The sequence below is a fragment of the Thioalkalivibrio sp. ALE14 genome (assembly GCF_000376845.1).
Lineage (GTDB): Bacteria > Pseudomonadota > Gammaproteobacteria > Ectothiorhodospirales > Ectothiorhodospiraceae > Thioalkalivibrio.
Map to the genome: position 1 here is coordinate 169,452 of NZ_AQXY01000029.1, position 22,776 is coordinate 192,227.

Genomic DNA, 22,776 nt, shown 5'->3' on the forward strand with positions numbered 1-22,776 from the left:
CACCCGTGCCCCTCGCAACGACACACGTTCCGGCCTAAGCTCGGGTCATGCTCGTGCTACTGGAATACCTGGTCGTCACCTTCCTTGCGGTGTTCGTGATCGTGAACCCGCTGACCACTGCCTTCATCTTCATGGCGATGCTGCCGCGCGCATCGGAGGAGAAGCGCCGGGCGATCGCGCTGCGCTCGGTGAAGGTGGCCACCTCCCTGCTGTTCGCCTTCGCCCTGCTGGGCGGGGTGATCTTCCAGCTGTTCGGGATCACCCTGGCGGCGTTTCGTATTGCCGGCGGCATCATCCTGTTCGGGATCGCCATCGGCATGATCCGGCAGAAGGGCGCGACCGAGAAGGAAACGGCCGAGGAGGTCAAGGCCGACAAGGGACACGTGACCGAGGACATCTCGGTGATCCCGCTGGCCATCCCGTTCATGAGCGGTCCGGGGGCGATCGCCACGGTGATGATCCTGACCAGCGAGGCGCCGACGGTCTATCACACGGGGCTGGTGTTCCTCGCCGTGCTGGCCTGCATGGTCGCCTGCTACTACGCGATGGTGTACTCGCGCTTGATCGTGAAGTACCTCGGGGACACCGGGAAGGACATCCTGACCAAGGTCTTCGGCCTGATCCTCGCGGTGCTGGCCGTGCAGTTCGTAATCAACGGCGTCAGCGATGCCGCCGTCGGCTTCATGCTGGACACGCAAATGCTTGACGAGACCGAGGTCGAGGATCCGCGCGTTCCCCCGCGCGAACTCGACTGAAGCCGCTGGGGGCCGTGCCCGCTAGCGGGCCCCGGCGAGCCAGGCGCGCAGCGTGGCCACGTCGACCACCGGCCCCCGCAGTTCGGGCCCGGCCAGCACCGTCGCCGGCTGATCCGGCTCGCCGAACCCGTCCAGCACGGCCAGGGCACCTTTGAAATCCTGATCGCGGGTGTAGTCATTGGTGGTGACGACGACCTCCAGTCCGGCGCCGCGCGCCGAACGCACCCCGTTGTCGGAATCCTCCAGCGCCAGACAGGCCTCTGCGGGCAGGTTCATCGCCTCCAGTGCGTGGGTGAAGATGTCCGGGGCCGGCTTCTTGGCCGGGACCACGTCACCGGCGGAGATCACCTCGAAGCGGTACGGACCCTCGCTGCCCAGCGTGGCCTCCAGCAGGGCGGTGACATTCTCCGGCGTAGTGGTCGTCGCGATCGCCAGACGCAGCCCTTCGGCTTCGGCCTCGTCCAGCAGGCGGCGAACCCCCGGGCGCAATGGAATCGAGCCGGTCTCCAGCAGGGCTACATAGTGGCGGGTCTTGGCCGCGTGCAGCTCGCGAATGCGGTCGTCGATCCCCGGCTCCTCGAGGATTTCGGGATGATCTTCGGAGAGGTACTGGCGAATACGCTCCTTGCCGCCCGTTACCCGCAGCAGTTCGCCATAGCGCGCGACACTCCATTCCCAGTCCAGGCCGGCCTCCGCGAACGCCTTGTTGAACGCGACCCGGTGACCATCGCGTTCGGTGTCCGCCAGCGTGCCGTCCACGTCGAAGATCAATGCCTGCAGTTCCTTCATCCGTATTTCCCTGCCTCGCCCTGTATCTCGCTGATATCGCACGCCGCGCGGCCCGATTCACCAACGGGCGGGTGGGGTCGCGCGCAAACTGTTATGGCACGGGACTTGCCCGCCCCGTCCGACTCTGGTACTAAGTGCGCCTCATTTTTCCAGCCGGAGAAAGCCCGCATGGCTGCAGACGAAAACACCGACAAGCCCTCCACCCAGCATATGGTCGCCGGGGGGATTGCGCCCTACGTGCCAAAGCCGGACGAAGAGTACATGAACCCGGATCAGCTGGAACATTTCCGCAGCCTGCTGCGGGCATGGCGCCAGGAGCTGGCCGAGGAAGTCGATCGCACCGTGGGGCACATGCGTCAGGACGCGGCCAACTTCGCCGATCCGGCCGACCGCGCCACGCAGGAAGAGGAATTCGGACTGGAACTGCGTGCCCGGGATCGCGAACGCAAGCTGTCGAAGAAGATCGACGAAGCCCTGCGCAAGATCGAGACCCACGACTACGGCTACTGCGAGACCTGCGGCGTGGAGATCGGCATCCGTCGCCTGGAGGCCCGCCCCACGGCCACCATGTGCATCGACTGCAAGCAGCTCGACGAGATCAAGGAAAAGCAGCGCGCCTGATCACGACCGGGCCGTGACCATCACGCCCGAACGGATTGCCCCGGCCGACGGCTATGTCGGCCGGTTCGCCCCTACCCCTTCGGGCCCGCTCCACGCGGGCTCGCTGCTGGCCGCCGTCATCTCCTGGCTGGATGCCCGGAGCGCTGACGGGCGCTGGCATCTGCGTATCGACGACATCGACGCCCCCCGGGTTCGTCCGGGGGCGGCCGATGCCATTCTCCACACGCTGGAGGTCTTCGGCCTGGGATGGGATGGCCCGGTCACCTGGCAAAGCCGGCATGGACCGGCCTACCAGCACGCCCTGGATACCCTGCTGGACACGGACCGCGCCTTCCCCTGCGGGTGCACCCGCAAGGACCTGGCTGCCCACGGCCGGACCGGTTGGGAAGGCCCCGTCTATCCGGGCACCTGCCGCCATGGCCTGCCACCCGGCCGCGAGCCCCGGGCCCTGCGCGCCCGCGCCACCACCCGCTACTGGACGATCGAGGATCGCTTTCTCGGCGCGGTCGCCTTCGACCTGGAGGCCCTGGGCAGCGACTTTGTCATCCGCCGCGCCGACGGCCTCGTGGCCTATCAGCTCGCGACGGTGGTGGACGACATGGCCCTGGGCGTGAACCAGGTGGTGCGCGGGATCGACCTGCTGGGCTCCACGCCGCGCCAGATGCAGCTGTACCAGGGACTGGGCGCCACCCCGCCGGCGTATGCCCATCACCCGGTCCTGGTCGCCCTCGGGGGCGACAAGCTCGCCAAGGCGACCGGGGCCGCCGCCATCAATCCGGACATCGCCCGGCGCGAGCTGGCCCGCACCCTCGCGCGGGCCGGCCTGCCACCCAGCGACCCGCAGACACCGGACACCCCGGCGACCCAGCTGAACGAGGCCCTGGAGCACCTGCGGCGACGCGACCTCGCCGACTGCCTGCCCGTGGAATCGGCACTGCCCGGAGACCTGCACGCGGTGTAGACTCGCCGCATGCCTTCCCTTCGCGCGCCAACCCGGACGGCCCCGCAGGCGCACCCGCCTGTGCGCACGCCAGTGGCGACACACGCCGGCTCATGAATGCCCCGCGCGCCATCCTGATCGCCCTACTGGGCGTGCTGCTGTTCCTGAGCCCTCTGGTCATCTGGGTCGCCCACCTGAGCCCCGCCTGGTGGTGGCCGTTTGCGGCCTGGGGGCTGTTCATCCTGGCCATTGCGGCGCTGACCCGGAGGGAGCGCCGTGACCCTTAGCCTCGGCCTGCTCTACGCCGTCGGGGTGGCGTACCTGGCGTTGCTGTTCGGCATCGCCTTCCTGGCCGACCGGGTACCCCGGGTCGGTCGACTGGCGGCCAACGGCTGGATCTTCAGCCTGTCCCTGGGGGTCTACGCGACCTCCTGGACCTTCTACGGCAACCTCGGCTTCCTCGCCGATCAGGGCTATCTGTACCTGACCATCTACCTGGGCGTGACCCTGGCATTCGCCGCCACGCCCTGGCTGCTGCGCCCCATCCTGCGCCTGACCCGCGAGCAGCAGCTGACCTCGCTGGCTGACCTGTTCGCCTTTCGCTACCGCAGCCGGTTCACCGGGCCGGTGGTGGCGCTGTTCATGCTGGCCGGCGTGCTCCCCTACATCGCCCTGCAGATCAAGGCCGTGGCCGAGTCCGCCGCGGTCCTGACGGCAGAGACCCCGCCGCACTTGCTCGCCCTGACCTTCAGCGCCACCATCGCGCTATTCGCCATCCTGTTCGGCGCGCGGCACATCGCCCCGCGCGAGAAGCACGCCGGGCTGGTCCTGGCCATCGCCTTCGAATCCATCGTCAAGCTGATCGCCATCCTCGGCATCGCGGGCGTGGCGCTGTATGCCGTGTTCGGTGGTTTCGGCGGCCTCAACAACTGGCTGGCTGAACATCCCGAGGCGGTCGACGCGCTATACGCGCCGGTCCGCGAGGGTGGCTGGTTCGCGATGATGATCCTCGCCTTCGCCGCCGCCTTCCTGCTGCCGCGCCAGTTCCACATGCTGTTCACCGAGAACATCAACCCGCAGGCCCTGAACACCGCCGCCTGGGCCTTCCCCGCCTTCCTGCTCCTGCTGAACCTGCCGATGCCGGTGCTCTACTGGGCCGGCGAGGCCGTCGGGCTCGGCATCTCGCCCAACTACTACGCAATCGGGATCGCCGGGCTGCTGGAGTCGCCCAGCCTGGCCCTTCTGGTCTTCGTCGGCGGGCTGTCCGCGGCCAGCGCAATGATGATCGTGACCACCCTCGCGCTCGCCCACATGGGCACCAACTACCTGTCGCCGCTGACCCGGCTGCACGAGGAGGAGCGCAGCGCCAACCTCTACACCCGCCTGCTGTGGGGCCGGCGCATCTGGATTGTCTTCATCATCGGTCTGGGCTACGCCTTCTACGGACTCCTCCAGGTGGTCGAAGGCCTGGCGCAACTGGGCCTGATCTCCTTCGCGGCGGTCGCCCAGCTCCTGCCGGGCCTGATCGGCCTGATGCTGTGGAAACAGGCGACCCGCGTCGGCTTCCTGCTGGGGCTGGCGGCGGGCATCGCCGGCTGGACCTTTACCCTGGTCATGCCCCTGCTGTCGGATGCCGGCATCGCCACGGGCCTGCCGGATCCGCAACGCCTGCTGCAAGCCGAGATGCTGGACCCCTGGACCTTCGCCCTGATGCTGAGCCTGGGCACCAATGCCGTGCTGTTCGTGGTCGGCTCGCTGCTGACCCGTCCCAACCGCGAGGAGGCCGAGGCCGGGCGTGCCTGCTGCCCCAACGAATCCCCCGGTTCCGGCGCGGGGCTCCCCCTGGCCGGCGACGTGACCGAGATGGAGACCGCTCTGGCGGCCACTCTGGGCCCAGGTGCGGCACGCCACGAGGTCCAGCGCGCCCTGGACGAGCTCGGCCTGCCGCGCCACACGCGCTCGCGCGGCGACCTGCGCCACCTGCGCGAGCGGATCGAACGCAACCTGTCCGGCCTGCTCGGCCCGGTGCTGGCACGGATGATCGTCGACCAGCACCTGCGCCTGGATGCCGCAGGACGCCACACCCTCAGCGAGAGCCTGCGCCGAATCGAGGAACAGCTGGAGACCCGCTCCCTGCCGCTTTCCGGCTTGGCGGCCGAACTGGATGCCCTGCGCCGCTTCCACCGCCAGATCCTGCACGAGCTGCCCCTGGGGGTCGCCAGCCTGACCAACACCGGCGAGATCACCGGCTGGAACCAGGCCCTGGCGCAGCTCACGCAGGTCGCCACGGAGGATGCGGTGGGTCAGAACATCGGCCAGCTCGACAGCCCCTGGAGCGGTCTGCTGACGGCCTTTCTCGAGAGTCCTGACCGTCAGTGGTACAAGCTGAACGTGGACCTGCCCGCCGGCAATCGCCGCCTGAACCTGCACCGCTCCGAGCTGCAGGATGCCCAGGGTCAGGTGGAGGGCCGCGTGGTCCTGATCGAAGACGTGACCGAGCGCGCGCAGCTTGAATCCGAGATCGCCCACGGCGACCGCCTCGCCTCCATCGGCCGCTTTGCCGCTGGGGTCGCCCACGAGATCGGCAACCCACTGACCGGTATCGCCTCGCTGGCGCAGACCCTGCCCCTGGAGGACGACCCGGAGGAGATCCGCGGTATTGCCGACGACATCCTCGCCCAGACCCGGCGGATCAACGCGATTGTCCAGTCGCTGATCACCTTCGCCCATGCCGACGAGGGGCCCTCGGCCGGGCACTTCGAGACCATCGCGCTGGACGATCTGCTGGCCGAAGCCATCCGCCTGACACGACTGGCCGGGCGCAAGGACCTCCAGTTCACCGCCACCGGCCTGGAAGGGCTGCATGTCCGCGGCTCCCACGCCACCCTGCTGCAGGTCTTCATCAACCTGCTGACCAACGCCGAGCAGGCCTCGCCCGAAGGCTCAACGGTCGCCATCGCCGCCCGGCTGCATGGCCGCCACATCCAGATCACCATCGACGACGCCGGGCCCGGGATCGACGAAGCCAGCCTGGAGCGCCTGTTCGAGCCGTTCTTCACCACCAAGCCGGCTGGTCAGGGCACCGGCCTCGGCCTGCCGGTGGCCTACAGCATCGTGCGCGACCACGGTGGTACCCTGATGGCCGCCAACCGCCCCGAGGGCGGGGCCCGGTTCTTGCTCACTCTGCCACACGACGACTCATGACCCGCATCCTGCTCGTTGACGACGAAGCCCCGATCCGCCGCGCCGTGCGCCGGTTCCTGGAGCATCACGGCTTCGAGGTCGGTGTCGCCGAGAACCTGGCCGAGGCGCGGGCCCTGGCGGCCGCCGACCCCTACGACCTGCAGCTGGTGGATCTGCGCCTGCCGGACGGCGAGGGGATCGAACTGCTGCCGGAGTTCACCCGCTCGCCCACGGTGATCATGACCAGCTATGCCTCGGTCCCCTCGGCCGTGAACGCCATAAAAGAGGGCGCGGCCGACTACATCGCCAAGCCCTTCGATCACGACGCCCTGCTGCTGACCCTGCGCGCCGCCCTGCGCGAACGCGAGGAACGCGAGCGGCCCACGCCCGCCACGCCGGAGGAGGCGACCGAAGCACGGACCCACCCGGGGCTGGGGCTGGTGGGCGACAGCCCCGCCATGCAGCAGCTGCGCGACCAGATCCGGCGGGTCGCCGCCACGCATTCCACTGTGCTCCTGCGTGGCGAGTCCGGTACCGGCAAGGAGCTCGCCGCGCGCGCCCTGCACGAACTGAGCCCGCGTGCCGGCGGCCCGTTCGTCGCGGTCAACTGCGCCACCATCCCCGAGGGCCTGGTCGAGGCCGAACTGTTCGGCCATGCCCAGGGCGCCTATACCGGCGCGGTCAAGGCCCGCACCGGCCTGATCCAGAGCGCCCACGGCGGCACCCTGTTCCTGGACGAGATCGGCGAACTCGCCCCCGCCGCCCAGGCGCGCCTGCTGCGTGTCCTGCAGGACGGCGAGATCCGCCCGGTCGGGGCCAACGAGAACCTGAAGGTAGACGTGCGCCTGCTGGCCGCGACCCACCGCGACCTCGAGGCGATGATCGAGGAGCAGGCCTTTCGCGCCGACCTGTACTACCGCCTGCGGGTGCTGGAACTGGCCATTCCGCCTCTGCGCGAGCGGCGCGAGGACATCCTGCCGCTGGCACAGCACTTCCTCGAGGGCCTGGCCGGAGCAGGATCAGTTCCCCGCCTGACCCAGGCCGCGAAGGACGCGCTGGAGGCCCAGGACTGGCCCGGAAACGTGCGCGAGCTGGCCAACGCCCTGGAGCGCGGCTGGGTCTTGAGCCCGGACGGACACATCGGGCCGGAACACATGGGCCTGGACACCCGCGATGCCGGCGGCAGCGACGACCTCCCGAACCCGGCCTTCCCCACACGGCGCAAGGGCGCCGGCGCGAGCCTGAACGAATACTTCCGCCAGTTCGTGCAGGAGCACCAGGAGCAGATGACCGAGACGGAGCTCGCCCGGGCACTGGGCATCAGCCGCAAGACCCTGTGGGAACGCCGGCAGCGCGAGAACCTGCCGCGGCCGCGTAACTGAACACCTCGCCATGGGGGAGCAGCCCGCTGTCCGGCGTGTCTTCCTGGCCCTGTGGCCCGACGAGCAGACACGCGAGATGCTGGACCGACTGGGACGCGGGCTGGACGGCCCCGGTCGGCCGGTCCCGCGCGAGCACCTGCATCTGACACTGGCCTTCGCCGGTACGATTCCCGCCGGCCAGGCCGATTGCCTGTCCGATCGCATCGAGGCACTGGCGTGCCCCCCGCTGGACCTGACCCTGGACCACCTCGGCCACTTCGCGCGGCCGCGCATCACCTGGATCGGACCCAGCGAACCACCGGCGGCCCTCCTCGCCCTCGCCGACCGGGCTCAGGCCCTGTGCCGGGAGTGCGGCATCGACACCGGCCCACCACGCCCCTTCCGACCTCACGTGTCCCTGCGCCGCCACGCGGCACCGCCGGTCCACGAACGTATTGAGACGCCGCTGCACTGGGCAGCAGACACGATTGTCCTGATCGAATCCGGCCGCGACGGACATCCAGGGTCCTACCGCATCCTCGCCCGGACGTAGGCGGCATCGCTTCTGCAGCGCGCCACTGCAACCGGGAGGAAATCCTCCCGGGCGAGAGGGACACCCCTTGGCAGTGATCAGTCCACAGGGGGGAGATTGCCCGTTTCAGCCGGATCCGCCGGCGATGCCGGGTCCGCGGGATCTGCCGGCTCGGCCGGGCGGTTACCGGTGTCAGGCCACGTCGGGGTTCGATCACCCAGCGGAGGGGCATCCTCGCCTCGGGGCTGACGCTGCTGGCCCAGCGGCGGCGCGTCCTGGGGCTGGCCCTGTCCCTGCGGTTGCCCCTGACCACCCGGTGGCTGGCCCTGCCCCCGGGGCGCGGTCGGCGCGCCACCCTGGCCGGGGGCCGGCTGACCGCCGCGCTCCATCTGGCCCCGGGGCTGTTGCCCCTGACCCGGTGGCTGGCCGGGGGCCTGCTGACGCTGTTCCGGGGGCATACCCTGACCGCGGTGTTCCTGCCCCTGGCCGCGCGGCATTCCGCCCTGGCCCGGCACGTCTTGTCCACCGGCCGGCGGGGCACCCCGCTCGGCGGGCGGCATGCCCTGACCCATGCCATCCTGCTGCCCCCCCTGCTGCGGGGCCTGGGCATGGGCCGAACCCGCGGCGAAGAGGGAGCCGAGGGCGATGATCAGTGCCGTACTGCGGAATCTCGTCATGGGGAACTCCTTGAAACGTTGAAGCCATTGGTTCACGCCCCGGAGATAGCAGCCAGCGGAGGTTGTCCCAAGGCCTGTGAACGAGTTCCCCGGATTTTCGTGAAGTCCTTCACTTCAAGGAACGAGAAACACACCAGCCGATCAATTCTTCAGGGCGACCGGCATGGTGAACATCAGCAACCCGTAGTCGGACTCGTACTGTTCCTTGAACCGGGCCGCGATCCGGTCGCACAAATCGGCCGAAGCCACGACCTCCAGCTTGATGTTGCCCCCGGCCCGCCAGTTGCCCCGACGCTTGCCATGCCGGCCCCAGCCGCGCGCATCGGTGACGGTGTAACCGGCGGCACCCATGGCGCGTACCTCGTCGATCAGCATCTCTTCCAGGATCGCCTCGGCCACCACGGTCAGCAGGTACATATCATCGCCTTGCATCGAACTAGCCTCCCAGCGAATAGAGGGTCTGGGCCATCCAGAAATAGAGCGGCACCCCCACGAAGATGTTGAACGGGAACGTGATACCCAGCGAGGCGCCGATCGAAAGCGCCGGATTGGCCTGTGGGACGGCAATGCGCATCGCCGCCGGCGCCGCGATGTATGACGCGCTGGCGTACAGGGTGGCGAGCAACAGCGTACCGCCCACCGACATCCCCAGCGCATATCCCAGCAGCATCCCCAGCACGGCCGAGACGATCGGCATCACGATCGCGAAGGCCACCAGAAAGAACCCGTACTGGCGCACGTCCGCGATGCGGCTGGAGGCGACCAGGCCCATCTCCAGCAGGAACAGCGCCAGCACCCCCTTGAACAGATCGAAGAACATCGGCTCCAGCGGCTCGATGTGTACCGGACCGGCAATGAAACCGATCACCAGACCACCGGCCAGCAGGAAGATACTCTTGCCAAAGAAGACCTCGTGCAGGGTCTTGCCCCAGCGGGTCGGCCCCTTGCTGCCCATGCGCGCCAGCAGGATGCCGATGATCAGGGCCGGCATCTCCAGCAGCACCAGGAACACCACCATGTGCCCCTCGTAGTCGATCCCGCGCGAGGCCAGCAGCGCCACCGCGACCGAGAAGGTCACCACCGACACCGAGCCGTAGTGCGCCGCGATCGAGGCCGAATCCGCCAGCGGCATGCGCCCCAACCAGCGCAGCACCGGGAACGCAATCAGCGGGATCAGCGAACCCACGGCCAGCACCGCCAGGCCGGGCAGCAACAGCGGGAGCAGTTCGCTTTCCGCCAGTTTCACCCCGCCCATCAGGCCGATCGCCAGCAACAGGTAGATCGACAGCGCCTCATAGATCGCCATCGGGATCTTCAGATCCGACTTGGCGAGCCCGGCAATCGCGCCCAGCAGGAAGAACAGTACGACCGGATCGAACGCCATCTCACCTCCACCTGCCCTGACCAAAAAAACCGTATGCGAATCGGTTCAGTATCGTAGGCGAGACCGGGAGCGGAGGAAACCGCGGCGAAGCCGCGCGAGCCCGCATCGTGGTGGCTCCGGTATCACGGGCATCCGTCACCCCCCCCACCTGCGGGGTCCGCTGATCTACGCTCGGAGGAAGGGCCCCGTTTTCACGAGGACAGCCGCATGACCCGAATCCTGATCCTGCAGGGCCACCCGGACCCGGCCGGGGGTCACCTGGACCACGCGCTCGCCAACGCCTATCGCGAGGGGGCCGAACAAGCCGGCCTCGCCGTGGACACCTACACCATCGCCCATCGCGACTTCCCGCTGCTCAAGAGCCAGGCCGAATTCCTCGACGAGACGGTGCCGCCGGCCATCCTGGAGGCCCAGGAACTGATCGAGACCGCCCATCATCTGGTCCTCGTCTACCCCCTCTGGCTGGGCGACATGCCCGCCCTGGTGAAGGGGTTCCTCGAACAGACCCTGCGACCCTCATTTGTCGCCGATGGCGACATGAACCGCCTGCGCCACACGCGGCTGAAGGGCCGGTCGGTTCGCATCGTCGTCACCATGGGAATGCCCGCCCTCGCCTACCGCTGGTGGTTCGGCGCCCACAGTCTGAAGAGCCTGGAACGCAACGTGCTGCGCTTCTGCGGCTTCGGCCCGGTCCGGCACACCCTGATTGGCCGGAACGGCGGCGACACCGCAGCCCGCGAACGCTGGCTCCACCACCTTCGCGAACTCGGCCGCCAGGCGAAATAGCTCCCCTGAGTCAGCCCGGCAGGTCGGGCGTCGGTGGCGCTGGCGGTTGCGGGAGATCGGACGGGTCCGGCAACGGCGCATCATCCGGGGACGGTGGCGAGGAAGGCTCCGGGGCCCGCGGGAGATCGGGACGCTGATCCGGACGCGGGTCGCCACGGCGCTGCCCGGGCGGGGTGCCGCCATGGCCGGGCGGCAGGTCACCCGCAGCCGGCGTGCCTCCACTGGCCCCCGGGGCGCCCGTCGGCGGGCCGCCCGCCGGCTGCGCCTGGGCACTGCCGAACGCCAGGAGGGCGCTCACGAACGAGGCCTGCATCAGGGAACGAAAGGGGGTCTTCATGCCACACACTCCTTTTGTGGTTGCCTGCCCCTGAGGCGGTCGTGCGGGCCCATGGTTCACGGCGGCATTCGACTCTGCCAAGGCCGTCACACCATGGACCGGCGTTTCGCTATCCCTGTACCACCAGCTGCTGGAACAACCCGCCGAGGATCACCAGGGCGAAGCCCGCGTACAGGCCGGCGACCACGTCGTCCATCATGATCCCGTGGCCGTCCTGCCACTTGTGATCGAAGTAGTTCGCCGGCCAGGGCTTGAGGATGTCGAAGATCCGGAACAGCAGGAAGCCGACGACCACCCACATCAGCCCCGCCGGGGCAAAGGCGAGCGTGATCAGCATGCCCGCCCATTCGTCCCAGACGATGCCGGGGTGGTCGTGCACCCCCAGTTTGCGAGCACTCTCGCCACAGATATGGAAGCCGGCCATCACCACGATCACGGTGATCGCGATATAGGCCCATTCGGGGAAATTCATGATCGCGAAGTACAGCACCAGAGCACCCAGCGAGCCTGTGGTCCCCGGCGCCCAGCGCGACAGACCACTGCCGAAGCCGAAGGCCAGCAGGTGGATCGGATCGCCGAAGACGGTCTTCACCGACGGCATCTGCGGTTTGCGGTTCTTCTGCTCCGACATGTCCGGTGTGGCTCCCCTGTCCCTAGTGTTCCTTGGGAAACACTGATCAATGTACACGCTCGCGCTCGAGTCGCTTTTGCGTGCGAACAAGGCGCGGCGACGGCCGTGCAGCATTCTGCACAAGGGAGCCGCAACGCCGTGCGCGCGCCCGTTTTTGATAACAACGGGCGGCCGAGCCCCTTCGGGGCTGGTACCCCAGGTTCCCCGATCCTGCGTTGCGGCCCTTGCCGGTAGAACCACTACCGGCTGCGCACCGCGCCTTGTCTCGGAAAACCTGGGGTACCAACGCGAGTGTGTACATTAATCAGTGTTTCCCATGTTGTCCGCGAAATGATCGTGGCCCGCCCGCGCCACGTCCAGTCGCTGCCCGTCCGCGTCCTCGACGACCACGGCGTCACCCTCGGTGCACTCGCCAATCACGGTCAGCGGCACGTCCACGCTGAACGCCAGAAGGTCCAGCGATTCCCCGGCCGGGAGGGCGAACAGCAGCTCGTAGTCCTCGCCACCGCCGAGCGCGTAGTCACGCGCCTGCGCGTCCGGAATCTGCGCCAGCAACGGGTCCCGGGGAACGGTGGGCCAGTCGATCCGCGCGCCACAGCCCGAGGCGGCACACAGATGCCCCAGGTCCGCCAGCAGGCCGTCGGAGATGTCGATCGCCGCCCGGGCCCGGTTGCGCAGGCCCCGGCCCAGCGCCAGGCGCGCTCGGGGCCAGAACAGGCGCTCGCAGGCCGGCTCGCCGGCATTGGCGGGCGGCATGCCACTCGTAGCGCCCCGTGCCCGCCGGGCGGTCTCGTGCGCCAGCCCGAAGGCCGCCCCGCCGAGCGCACCGGACACCACCAGGCGATCGCCGGGCCGGGCCCCGTCGCGCCGCAGGGCCTGGCCCGCGGGCACGGCGCCCAGTACGGTCACGCTGATGGCCAGCGGGCCACGGTTGGTGTCCCCGCCGACCAGCGGGATCCCGGCCTCTTTGGCCAGCGCCAGGAAGCCCTGGCTGAAACCCGCCAGCCAGTCATGGTCCACCCGTGGCAAGGTAAGCGACAGCACGGCGCCCAGCGGCTCGGCCCCCATCGCGGCCAGGTCACTGAGGTTGGAGGCCAGGGCCTTGTGGCCGACGCTCGCCGGCGGATGGTCGGGAAAGAAATGGGTACCTTCGACCAGGGTGTCGACAGTGACAACCAGCTCGTGCCCCCCCGGCACGGCCAGCAGGGCGGCATCGTCCCCGATGCCCAGCCGGACGCCTTCGGCAGACGCGGCCGCCGCCGGCGCACCGAAGTAGCGCTGGATCAGGTCGAATTCGGAATCGGGGCCGGCCATGGCCGTGTTGCTGACCCGCGCGGGGTCAGCGCGGCGCGGGGCGTTCGGGACCGCGCAGGTCGGCGGAGAGCCGGTCCAGCACGCCGTTGATGTAGCGATGCGACTGCTCGGCGCCGTAGCGCTTGGCGAGATCCACGGCCTCGTTGATCACCACGCGGTAGGGCACCTCGAAGCGCTCGGCCAGCTCCCACTGCCCCAGCCACAGCAGGGCATGTTCCACCGGATCGAGCTGATCCAGCGGACGGCCAAGATACGGTTCCATGCGGGCATCCAGCGCCTCGCGGTCGCGGGTCACGCCGATCAGGAGCTCGCGGAAGTACTCGGCATCGGCCTTGGCGTGTTCCTCGTCGTCGCGGAACTCGGCCAGGATGTCTTTCGGGTGGGCTCCGGTCATCTGCCAGGAGTACAGGGCCTGCATGGCCCGCCGCCGCGCGAACGAGCGCGCATGCCGCGCCCGCTGCTCGGGCGTGCTGCGCGGACGCTTGCCGCGCGCGGCGCCCTTGGCGGCCGGACGGTCGGATTGAGAGGGGTTGCCGGGTTCGGTCACGTCGGTTTCGTGCTCGTGGTCGCTCAAGCGCCGCGCAGCTGGCGCATCAGGCTGACCATCTCGATCGCGCCCATTGCGGCATCCGCGCCCTTGTTGCCGGCCTTGGTGCCGGCGCGCTCGATGGCCTGCTCGATGGAGTCGGTGGTCAGCACGCCGAAGCTGATCGGCAGGTCTTCGGCCATCTGCACCTGAGCCAGGCCCTTGGCCGCCTCGCCGGCGACATAGTCGAAATGCGGGGTCGAGCCGCGGATCACGCAGCCCAGCGCGATCACGCCGTCGTACTGCCCGGAGCGCGCCATGGCCTGCGCCGCCAGCGGCAGTTCGTAGGCACCCGGAACGCGGACGATGGTCAGGTTCTTTTCCTGCGCCCCGTGGCGTTTCAGGGTATCCACCGCGCCTTCCAGCAGGCGCTCGACGATCAGGCTGTTGAATCGCGCCAGCAGCAGGCCATAACGGTGATCGGCAACGTCGATGAAGTCGCCTTCCAGGGTCTTGATCTCGGACATGGTGTGATTCCGGTTGGGACAAGGCCGGGCCGCACGCCCGGGATGGTGGATACAGGACGCCCTGAACGAATCGCGCGTTCGCGGGGATCCCTCAATGTTTCAACGCGCGACATCGGCTCGGGCGTGATCGTGCGATGGGTTCAGAGCCGCCCTAGTGTAGCGCACCCGGACCCGGCATCGTAGGACCCGGGCGCGACAACCCGGCGCGATCACCCCTTGAACTTCACCAGCCGGCTGACCTGGATATCCGAGATGAACACCACGCCGCTGTGCTTGTTGAAGAACGGGGTAAAGCCCTCGAGGATCGGCTCCACCAATTCCTCGGGCACGGCGGCGATGATCATGATCAGTACCTCGTCCTCGTTGAACATCAGGTGCCCCTCGTGGAACCCCTGGCTCCCCTTTCCGGAGAGGTTGCCGATGATGGTGTAGCCCTTGACGCCGGCCCGGTCGAGCAGATCGGTGGCAAAGGCCTGGTGCTCACCCTCCAGGATGATCTCGAGCTTTTTCAGTGGATTGAGATTCAAGTCGTTCATGAAGGGGCCCCCTCCGCAGCAGATTCGTCAGTTGCATCGTGCCCGGCATCCGGCAGGGCTTCCTCGCGCCACTCGCCCTCCACGAACCGGTATACCCGATCCGTCGCGGGATCCAGGATCATGACCAGAATCCAGCCATTGACGACCAGGCTCCTGACCTTGGCGACACCCTCGATCGCCGCGCGGGCATGTTCGAAAGGGGCCTCGATCAGGGTCAGCAGGCGCACCGGGTCATGGTAGGGCCACCCATCCTGCAACACCGTTTGCGAGGGGAGTCCGGTACGCAGGTCACTGAGGTTCCCGGTGATGACGCCAAGCCGGCAGGCCACGTTGTGGTACACCTTGCTGCCGCTGCCGTAGCGTTCATTGTCGACCGCCGAGAAGTAGTGCTCCATGTTGATCCACTGGGCGACCACCAGCGGGCCGGTCAGGATGCTCTCGAGCAGGCGTCCCCGGGGGTCGAGCCGGTAGTCGTAGGAATGCAGGAAGGCACGGCCCTCGAGGTCCGAGGCCTCGGTCAGGTGGCGACGCCCGATGATGAAGCCGGCGTTGCGCGCCAGTCCCCATTCCGGGCGCACCTGCGCCCAGTCCACGGTGTTGCGTTCGGCGATGCGCGCAGCCCCGATCGGGTCGAGCGCCGGCGAACCCTCCGGCAGGAGCGTCGGAACCCGCTCGGCGGCGGACCGCCGCTTCGCCGCCTGCAGCCCGTTGCGCAGACGCTCCAGGTAGACCAGGTGGCTGGCCGGCAGCAGGTCCAGGTCGTGTAACTGGATCTGGTCGGAGGTGGTGTTATGGAACGCCGGCAGAAACCACGCATCGTCCGGAATATGGATACCTTGTTGTCGTATGCGGCGACGCACCGCCGGCTTGTTGGCCATATGCGCCAGCACACGGGCACTCACGAGCCCGTGGCTGCCGCCACAAGCACCACAATCGAGCGCCGACTCGTAGGGATTGTTGTGCGAATGGCTGCCATGGCCGGTGAGGATCACAAAGCGCGAGAACCCTTCGGTCAGACCGATCGAGCGCAGTGCCTGGGCCACGAAGTAGGTCTGTTCCTCGAGCGAGAAGCCGATCCGGCCCAGGCGCTCTAGCTGCATTTGCGCATAGGAACGGTTGATGCGGTAGTCGGCCTGCAGCGTGCGGATGAACCTGGATTCGGCAGTCTCGCTCAGGGCGAAGTCACGAGCGAATTGGGTCTGGCCGGCATGATTTTCCATCGCCGCCTCGCGCAGTTCGCGAATGATCGAGTCGGTAATCGCCTCGCGCTCAATACCGAATTCCTTGTGGATCGCCTCGACGATGATGACCCGCTGGAGCGCACGAACCACCGAATCCGCCTGTTCCCGAGTGAGCTTGTCGACCAGCAGCCGCGTCGAGGGCTTGTCGTTCTCGATCTTGTGACGCCAGCGATTGTAGGCGCGCGGGGCGATGGTCTTGCCGACCAGGTCGAACCCGAACAACAGACCGATCGCCTCCACCGTGAAGTAGGGCGAGAGCACCGAGTGCTTGAGGTCGTGCAGAAGATGCTCGGCCGACGAATACAGGTCGGTATCCAGCTTTTCGGCGCCCGTGCTCACCTCCAGCACCAGATTCTTCGGCGTGACCACCACGGGGCAGAGATGGTCCTCGCTCCCCTTGCCGAGCGCGATGAAGCTGACCGGAACGCCGAAGAACCCGGCAATGCCGTAGGTCTGGTAATCCCCGATGGTCTCGAGCTGGCGGCGGATCCGTTCGGAGCGCACATCGATACAGAACAGCAGTTGGGCGAACGGGCGCTTTGCGCGTGGTGCGGGTGACCCGCGACGCAACCGCGCGAGCAGCGAACGCCGATAACCCGCCTCCATGGCCTCCAGCCAGACCATGCCCTCGCGCTGTTCGAACGCGGCCAGCTCCTTCAGCACCCGGCCCAAATGCTCCCGATCCAGCTGGTGGAACACCTCCGGCATGCCGGCATGTTCCGCCAGATCGTCGAGTGCCCGGGCCTGGCGCTGACTCTCGGCGTTCCGCCGGGCCGGGATATACCGGCTGAGCAATGTGGCGACCTCGTCGGGTCGACCGCGGGCGACGACATCCTCGACGTGTTCTGCCTGCGCCGGAAGCACTGCACCGGTGAACAACTCGTGGCGCAGGTAGCACTCGGCCGGGCACTCGGTGAGCAAAGCCTCCAGCTCGGTCCGGTTTGCGGGCATCCGCCAGCGCAACGCATGCTCGCGGACGAGCGCCAGCGCGAGAACCAGGCGAATGGCCAGAAAGTCCACCAGATCGGCGGGGTACGCGCGGGCCCAGTGGTAGTGACTGGCCGTCGAACGCCAGCGGATGAAGCCCGCCCAGCCACGCATGTGCGTCAGTTCCCGCACAATCAAGTCCGGCCAGGCCTCCTCGGGGATACCCAGTTCGTCGAGGATGAAGGCGATGACCCCCTCGGGCGAATCGGCCTGCGCGACGATCTTTTGCACGTGCAGCCCACGCAGGAACAACCGCAGATTGCGCCGGGCCAGGCGACTCCAGGCTGCAAACAGCCCCTTCTCCCGACCAGGCATCTGCCAGGCAGACTGGCCCTCGTCGAAGAAATCCAGGCAGGTCTTGATCAACAGCTCGTCGAGGGTCTCCCCTGCCCGAGTCCCGTAAAGTGCGTCCAGGGCCTCGTAAAACGGGCGTTCGGGCGGGAATTCGCCGCGCAGGTGATCCGCGAGCGCTTCGACATTCACGGCGTCCGGTGCGGCGTGCGGTGTCTTGCCGGCAAGGGCTGCTGCGACGTCATCGAGGCGGGCGACCTTGCGTTGACAGATGACCGGGTCGCGCCGGCGAGTCAGCAGGGCATGGACCAGCGCGCCACCCGCGATCGATTGCAGCGTCGGGTATTCGCCAAGGGCCGAGTGGATGCTGGCCTCCAGCGAATCGCGATCGATCCGCCCATCGGCAAGCCACCGCTGGTAGTCGGCGCGCCTGAGGAACCCGCGACCATGGAACAGCGCTTCGCCGCGCGCGACCGCTTGGGGAAATGGCAGCTCCTCCAGCCCGTGCAGCGGGTTGTGGTGAATGAACGTGCGCATTGGCCAGAAGTTCGGGATCGGCTCGGCGGCCATGTGCACCATCGACCGAATCTTCAATCGGCGTCCGAGGGAAAGGGTCACAGGGCACCTCCGGTCCAGACCAGGCCGGCGGCCACGATCAAACCGATCAGCAAGGCCGCCCACCAGGCCGCAAAAGCGGACAAATCCGGCGCGACGGGGCCGCTGCGCGGACCGAACACCGTGCCCTCCAGCAGACGCGCACCTGCCCAGCTCCACAGCAGCCAGGTCAGCAGGATGCCGATCGCCACCCATAGGGTCGCCCCACTCAGCACGGCGAGCAGGGCGAAGAATCCCGGGAACAGCGGCAGGGCCATTGCCGCCAGCGTCGTCACCACAATCAACCCCGACAGCCGCGGCAGGTCCCGTGCCAGTCCGCCGTGCAGGCCCGTGTACGCGGCCTCGAGGCGGCTTGCGAGGGCCGCACGCACCACCAGTATCAGCACGGGGGCGGCCGTCAGCGCCAGGGTGAAGGCAACGAGACTCGGCGCGGTCGGGGCCTGCAGGGCATACAGCCACGCCAACGGCCAGGCGGAACTCGCCAGCATGGCGCTCCAGCGGCCTACCTCACGCACGGTCAGCATCCTAAACGCGTAGAGGATCGCGCTGAGCACCGCCCAGGCCGCGATCACCCCGGGCCCGACTGCAAGATCGCCCCACAGGATCAGTACCACTCCGATCTGGGGCCAGATAACGAACAAGGCCACCCGCGCCGCGAGGTGGTCACTGGCGGCGGCCAGGCGATTGAACACGACACTGGCCGGGAACAGGGGAAGAAAGAACACGGCGAGGAGCAACACGAGGATGGACATGTCAGCTCCACCTCAACCAGACGTTCAGACGTTTGGAGAGATCCAGCAACCGCGCCGTCCCACGCTCGTAAATGTCGGCCACGTACAGCTCGCGCGAGAACAGCGAATACATGCTCAGCCAGACACCGCCGCGCCCGTCGTCGACGGGCTGGCGGCGCACCCGGGTGAAGTAGGCGCCCAGCCAGCCCAGTACCATCAGGACGGCCAGCAGGACCACCAGCATGTTGAAGGTCAGCTCATGGATGCCGGCGGCCGAGTAAAGCGCGGCGCGGAACGCGGCATCGGGGTACAGGAAGGCCTCGAAGGTATGGCCGACCATCACGTAGCCCACCACGATCACCGCGAACGACAGGATGATCAGCGCCATCATGCGTAGCGGGTTTTCGGTGTCCAGGCGATAAGCGGAAAACAGCACCTGGACGCCGGCCACCCAGCCGAAGAACAGCAGGACAATGGCACCCTGCTGCTGGAAGAAACCGGGTGCCACCCAGGCATGGACGATCACCAGGATGGCCAGCGGCACGATCAGGGTGATCGCCGCAATCATCAGCCATGGCAGGCTCGCCGGAGCGGACTTGCGCTCGACCAGGAAGTCGTAGAGCGGGTCGTTGGGGACGCCATCGTGCCGGCGCGCGGCGTTGATGACATTGCCGGCGTTGAGAAACAGGGTGCCCTTGAACAGGCCGTGGGCGATGAGATGGAAGATCGCGAGGGCAAAGGCCCCGGCGCCGGCCTCCATCACCATGAACCCCATCTGCCCCATGGTGGAGTAGCCCAGCGCCTTCTTGATGTCGTTCTGCGTGAGCATCAGCACCGAGCCGATCAGCGCCGTCAGCAGGCCCACCACGAACAGCAGATGCAAGACCTCGCCACTGTGGACAAACACCGGGGCGAAGCGATTGATGATGATGCCGCCGGCGTTCACGACCCCCGCATGCATCAAGGCCGAGACTGGGGTCGGCCCCTCCATGGTATAGGGCAGCCAGGTGTGCAGCGGGAACTGGGCGGACTTGGCGAAGGCGGCCAGGGCCACCAGGAAGGCGACGGCGCCGGTGACCGGAAGATCCAGGAACGTACGCGCGTCCGGCGTCGCGGCGATGCGTTCGAACAGGGTCGGGAAGTCCAGCACGCCATAGGTCTGGAACAGGATTACCGCCGCCAGGACCAGTGGCAGGTCGCCCAGCCGGTAGGCAATGAACGTCCAGAACGCGTACCGCTGCGTACGCGGCGGCTCGGTGTTGTGCCCGAGCAGGAAGTAGAGCATCACCCCGATCAGGTGCCAGGCGACCAGCAAGGTAATCAGATCGCCGGCCATGACCATGAGCAGGATCGACCCGGTCATCAGGTCGAGCAACATGAAGAAGCGGCCGTACCCGGGCTCCTCGACCATGTAGCGCACCGAGTAGATGTGCACCACCAGGCTGATGCCCGACACCACCAGCGCCATGATGGCGCTCAGCGGGTCGATCTGCAGACTGCCCCAGCCACCCGTCAGAGCCACCCACTGGGGCCCGGAATCCGCCGCGATGTAGTGAAACAGCTGGTAGGCCGCGAGGATCAGAACGACCAGGTTGAGCCCCACACTGAGGCGTGCGACCCGCTGGCCCAACCGCCCCGAAAGGAGGTGCACCAGCAGCGCTGCGACAAAGGGCAGCAGGGGTATCAGCCACTGCAGCTCGATCATCGATTCACCATTGTCGGCTCACCTCCCGCTCATCGAGCTTAGCAGGAAGATTCCTACATGGTGAATGATCCTTTCAACCGGGAATGCGCCGCGTCGCCCCTTGGGCGGGGCCGGTCATACGGCCGCGGCCCTGCGCCAAGCCCGCCGATGACTGCAGCGCGGAAGACTTCTTGAGGATTGCCCCCCCCGGGCGGCCGGCGGGCCCTGCTATGCCACGGGCCGCAGCAAACGGCTCGCCGCGGCGTTGCCCCGCTCGCGGTGCCTGGCCGCGGGAGCCTACTCGTGGACGTAGTCCACCACCTCCAGGCCAAAACCGCCGAGGCCGTGGAAGCGCTTGGGCGCGGACATCAGCTTCATGCGGCCCACACCGCAATCGGCCAGAATCTGCGCGCCGATGCCATACATACGCCATTCGGCGGAGTTCTCGCGCCCGCTGCTCTCCTCTGGCGCAGGCTGCCCGATATGCTCCAGACGCTGGGCCAGGGCGTCTGCGCTCTCGTGTTTGCGCAGCACCACCACGACGCCCTCGCCCGCCTCGTCGATCCGGCGCAGGGCATCATCCAGCGGCCAGCCACGATCCGGGCCGGCATAGCCGAGCGTGTCGTACAGGGTGCTCTCCAGATGCACGCGCACCAGGGTGTCCTTGTCCGGTTTCGGCTCGCCACGCACCAGCGCGAAGTGGAGCTCGTGATCCACCTCGTCCTCGAACGCCAGCAGGCGGAAATCGCCGTACTCGGTCGGGAAGGGGCGCTCGGAAACCCTCTGCACGGTCTTTTCGTTCTCGATGCGGTAGCGGATGAGGTCCTCGATCGTCCCCATCTTCAGGTCATGCTCGGCGCAGAAACGTTCGAGATCGGACCGCCGCGCCATGCTGCCGTCTTCGTTCAGGATCTCCACGATCACCGCCGCCGGCTCGGCCCCGGCCAGGCGCGCCAGATCGCAGCCCGCCTCGGTATGGCCAGCACGCACAATCACCCCGCCCGGCTGCGCCATCAGCGGGAACACGTGACCCGGCTGGACGATGTCCTCGGGCTTCGCATTGGGGGCCACGGCCGTGCGGATGGTGTGGGCCCGGTCGTAGGCCGAGATGCCGGTGGTCACGCCCTCGGCCGCCTCGATCGACAGGGTGAAGTTGGTGCCGTGCACGTCGTTGGTGTCGGTCACCATCAACGGCAGCGCCAGCTGCTTGCAGCGCTCGCGGGTCAGCGTCAGGCAGATCAGTCCGCGGCCGTACTTGGCCATGAAGTTGATGTCCTCCGGCCGCGCGTGCGAGGCGAGCATCAAGAGGTCGCCCTCGTTCTCGCGGTCCTCGTCATCGACGATGACCACCATGCGCCCGGCCTGCAGCTCTTCCAGAATGGTTTCGGTATCGGAAAATTCCATAGATTCCTGCTTTCGGCCGCGGGGCTAGTCGCGCGGACCGGATTGATTGGGAAAGCCCTGCTCGGCAAGCCAGGCCTCGGACAGATCACCCGCCTTTGTACCCGGCTCGGCCGCACGATCGCCCAGCATCAGGCGTTCCAGGTAGCGGGCGATCAGGTCCACCTCGAGATTGACCGGTGTGCCCACCGCATAGATGGCGAACCGGGTCAGCGACCAGGTATGCGGGATGATGTTCACCTCGAACTCGGCGCCGTCCACCCGGTTCACGGTCAGGCTGGTGCCGTCGATGGTAATCGAGCCCTTGGCGGCGATGTAGCGCGCCAGCGGCGCGGGCGCGCGAAAGCGCACCCGGGTCGAACGTGCATCGGGCTCCATTGCGACAACCTCGCCCACGCCGTCGACGTGCCCGGAGACCATGTGCCCCCCCAGGCGATCGCCCAGCGCCAGCGCGCGTTCAAGATTCACCCGGTCTCTTGGGCCGAGCCCGCCCAGCGTGGTGACATCCAGCGACTCGCGCGAGACGTCGGCGGCAAAGCCATCACGGGCGAGATCGGTCACCGTCAGGCAGACCCCGTTGACCGCGATGGAATCCCCCAGCCGGGTGTCGGACAGGTCCATCCCGGTGGCGTTTACGTGCAGTCGCACGTCGCCACCGCTGGGGGTCAGGCGTTCCAGGCTGCCTAGGGTCTCGATGATTCCGGTAAACATGGACGTCCGCTCGTTCCGGGGTGCCCGGACGGACCGCGCCGGGCTGCTCGCCGCCCATCATAGGGAAACCCTAATGAATTCGCACCACGCCCCGGCCGGTTGCCCGGTTCTATCAAGAAAAATCTCGGTTCACCACGGAGGGCACAGAGAACACGGAGGACGGCCAGTCAGGGTCAAGAGCGATCAACAGGAAGACGCGAAGATTGGAAGAATGAT

General features: G+C 67.7%; 23 protein-coding genes. 8 read left to right on the plus strand and 15 right to left on the minus strand.

What is annotated here, in order from left to right; genetic code table 11:
- Window positions 1-47 precede the first annotated feature (47 nt).
- Window positions 48-755: a MarC family protein gene (locus F572_RS0110265; RefSeq protein ID WP_017942310.1), complete on the plus strand. Its 708-nt coding sequence runs from the start codon at window positions 48-50 to the stop codon at window positions 753-755.
- Window positions 756-776: 21 nt separating this feature from the next.
- Here F572_RS0110265 and F572_RS0110270 read toward each other — a convergent pair whose 3' ends face one another.
- Window positions 777-1,544 carry an HAD family hydrolase gene (locus F572_RS0110270; protein WP_017942309.1) on the minus strand — a complete coding sequence of 256 codons (768 nt, stop codon included), beginning with the start codon at window positions 1,542-1,544 and terminating at the stop codon, window positions 777-779.
- 168 nt (window positions 1,545-1,712) lie between these two features.
- Here F572_RS0110270 and dksA point away from each other — a divergent pair, with 168 nt between their 5' ends.
- The 6 genes from dksA (at window position 1,713) to thpR (ending at window position 8,202) form a co-directional block, all read left to right on the plus strand.
- Window positions 1,713-2,165 carry an RNA polymerase-binding protein DksA gene (dksA, locus tag F572_RS0110275; RefSeq protein WP_017942308.1) on the plus strand — a complete coding sequence of 151 codons (453 nt, stop codon included), beginning with the start codon at window positions 1,713-1,715 and terminating at the stop codon, window positions 2,163-2,165.
- 13 nt (window positions 2,166-2,178) lie between these two features.
- Window positions 2,179-3,126 carry a tRNA glutamyl-Q(34) synthetase GluQRS gene (gluQRS, locus tag F572_RS0110280; protein ID WP_017942307.1) on the plus strand — a complete coding sequence of 316 codons (948 nt, stop codon included), beginning with the start codon at window positions 2,179-2,181 and terminating at the stop codon, window positions 3,124-3,126.
- A 92-nt stretch (window positions 3,127-3,218) separates the two neighbouring features.
- Entirely contained in the window at window positions 3,219-3,392 is a 174-nt protein-coding gene (locus F572_RS15805) for a hypothetical protein (RefSeq protein WP_017942306.1), read from the plus strand.
- On the plus strand, window positions 3,382-6,309 hold the full coding sequence (locus F572_RS0110290; protein WP_017942305.1) for a sensor histidine kinase: 2,928 nt from the start codon (window positions 3,382-3,384) through the stop codon (window positions 6,307-6,309). Before F572_RS15805 ends, F572_RS0110290 begins: the two co-directional genes overlap by 11 nt.
- Window positions 6,306-7,670 carry a sigma-54 dependent transcriptional regulator gene (locus F572_RS0110295; protein WP_017942304.1) on the plus strand — a complete coding sequence of 455 codons (1,365 nt, stop codon included), beginning with the start codon at window positions 6,306-6,308 and terminating at the stop codon, window positions 7,668-7,670. The genes F572_RS0110290 and F572_RS0110295 overlap by 4 nt, the downstream gene beginning before the upstream one ends.
- A 10-nt stretch (window positions 7,671-7,680) precedes the next feature.
- Window positions 7,681-8,202 carry an RNA 2',3'-cyclic phosphodiesterase gene (gene thpR / locus F572_RS0110300; protein WP_017942303.1) on the plus strand — a complete coding sequence of 174 codons (522 nt, stop codon included), beginning with the start codon at window positions 7,681-7,683 and terminating at the stop codon, window positions 8,200-8,202.
- A 77-nt stretch (window positions 8,203-8,279) separates the two neighbouring features.
- On the opposite strand, the gene F572_RS0110305 is transcribed toward thpR, so the two are convergent.
- The 3 genes from F572_RS0110305 to F572_RS0110315 all read right to left on the minus strand — a co-directional run bounded on the left by F572_RS0110305 (window position 8,280) and on the right by F572_RS0110315 (window position 10,242).
- Complete coding sequence (locus F572_RS0110305) at window positions 8,280-8,858, minus strand: hypothetical protein (RefSeq protein ID WP_017942302.1); 579 nt, start codon at window positions 8,856-8,858, stop codon at window positions 8,280-8,282.
- Window positions 8,859-8,999: 141 nt separating this feature from the next.
- A complete protein-coding gene (locus F572_RS0110310; protein ID WP_026143068.1) occupies window positions 9,000-9,290 on the minus strand; it encodes a nitrogen regulatory protein P-II in 291 nt (96 codons plus the stop codon).
- A gap of 4 nt (window positions 9,291-9,294) precedes the next feature.
- Window positions 9,295-10,242 carry a sodium-dependent bicarbonate transport family permease gene (locus F572_RS0110315; protein ID WP_017942300.1) on the minus strand — a complete coding sequence of 316 codons (948 nt, stop codon included), beginning with the start codon at window positions 10,240-10,242 and terminating at the stop codon, window positions 9,295-9,297.
- Window positions 10,243-10,449: 207 nt separating this feature from the next.
- Between F572_RS0110315 and F572_RS0110320 the strand changes: the two genes are divergently transcribed.
- Window positions 10,450-11,028, plus strand: a complete 579-nt coding sequence (locus tag F572_RS0110320; RefSeq protein ID WP_017942299.1) for an NAD(P)H-dependent oxidoreductase — start codon at window positions 10,450-10,452, stop codon at window positions 11,026-11,028.
- A 10-nt stretch (window positions 11,029-11,038) separates the two neighbouring features.
- Here F572_RS0110320 and F572_RS0110325 read toward each other — a convergent pair whose 3' ends face one another.
- From F572_RS0110325 to F572_RS0110375, 11 genes are all read right to left on the minus strand, one after another.
- Window positions 11,039-11,365, minus strand: a complete 327-nt coding sequence (locus tag F572_RS0110325; protein ID WP_017942298.1) for a hypothetical protein — start codon at window positions 11,363-11,365, stop codon at window positions 11,039-11,041.
- A 109-nt stretch (window positions 11,366-11,474) separates the two neighbouring features.
- Window positions 11,475-11,996, minus strand: coding sequence for a phosphatidylglycerophosphatase A (locus tag F572_RS0110330; protein ID WP_017942297.1), 522 nt, complete (start codon window positions 11,994-11,996; stop codon window positions 11,475-11,477).
- Between the two features lie 300 nt (window positions 11,997-12,296).
- Window positions 12,297-13,310 carry a thiamine-phosphate kinase gene (gene thiL / locus F572_RS0110335; RefSeq protein ID WP_017941274.1) on the minus strand — a complete coding sequence of 338 codons (1,014 nt, stop codon included), beginning with the start codon at window positions 13,308-13,310 and terminating at the stop codon, window positions 12,297-12,299.
- Between the two features lie 25 nt (window positions 13,311-13,335).
- Window positions 13,336-13,857, minus strand: a complete 522-nt coding sequence (gene nusB, locus F572_RS0110340; RefSeq protein ID WP_081602003.1) for a transcription antitermination factor NusB — start codon at window positions 13,855-13,857, stop codon at window positions 13,336-13,338.
- A 23-nt stretch (window positions 13,858-13,880) separates the two neighbouring features.
- Entirely contained in the window at window positions 13,881-14,363 is a 483-nt protein-coding gene (gene ribE, locus F572_RS0110345) for a 6,7-dimethyl-8-ribityllumazine synthase (protein ID WP_017941276.1), read from the minus strand.
- Between the two features lie 209 nt (window positions 14,364-14,572).
- Entirely contained in the window at window positions 14,573-14,899 is a 327-nt protein-coding gene (locus tag F572_RS0110350) for a P-II family nitrogen regulator (protein ID WP_017941277.1), read from the minus strand.
- A complete protein-coding gene (locus F572_RS0110355; RefSeq protein ID WP_026142943.1) occupies window positions 14,896-18,036 on the minus strand; it encodes a DUF2309 domain-containing protein in 3,141 nt (1,046 codons plus the stop codon). Before F572_RS0110355 ends, F572_RS0110350 begins: the two co-directional genes overlap by 4 nt.
- Window positions 18,033-18,785, minus strand: coding sequence for a hypothetical protein (locus F572_RS0110360; RefSeq protein WP_017941279.1), 753 nt, complete (start codon window positions 18,783-18,785; stop codon window positions 18,033-18,035). The genes F572_RS0110355 and F572_RS0110360 overlap by 4 nt, the downstream gene beginning before the upstream one ends.
- A gap of 1 nt (window position 18,786) precedes the next feature.
- Window positions 18,787-20,469 (minus strand): NADH-quinone oxidoreductase subunit L, encoded by a 1,683-nt coding sequence (locus F572_RS0110365; protein WP_017941280.1) that lies wholly within the window; start codon window positions 20,467-20,469, stop codon window positions 18,787-18,789.
- A gap of 276 nt (window positions 20,470-20,745) precedes the next feature.
- Window positions 20,746-21,852: a bifunctional 3,4-dihydroxy-2-butanone-4-phosphate synthase/GTP cyclohydrolase II gene (gene ribBA / locus F572_RS0110370; RefSeq protein WP_017941281.1), complete on the minus strand. Its 1,107-nt coding sequence runs from the start codon at window positions 21,850-21,852 to the stop codon at window positions 20,746-20,748.
- A gap of 24 nt (window positions 21,853-21,876) precedes the next feature.
- On the minus strand, window positions 21,877-22,560 hold the full coding sequence (locus F572_RS0110375; RefSeq protein WP_017941282.1) for a riboflavin synthase: 684 nt from the start codon (window positions 22,558-22,560) through the stop codon (window positions 21,877-21,879).
- Window positions 22,561-22,776: the final 216 nt, after the last annotated feature.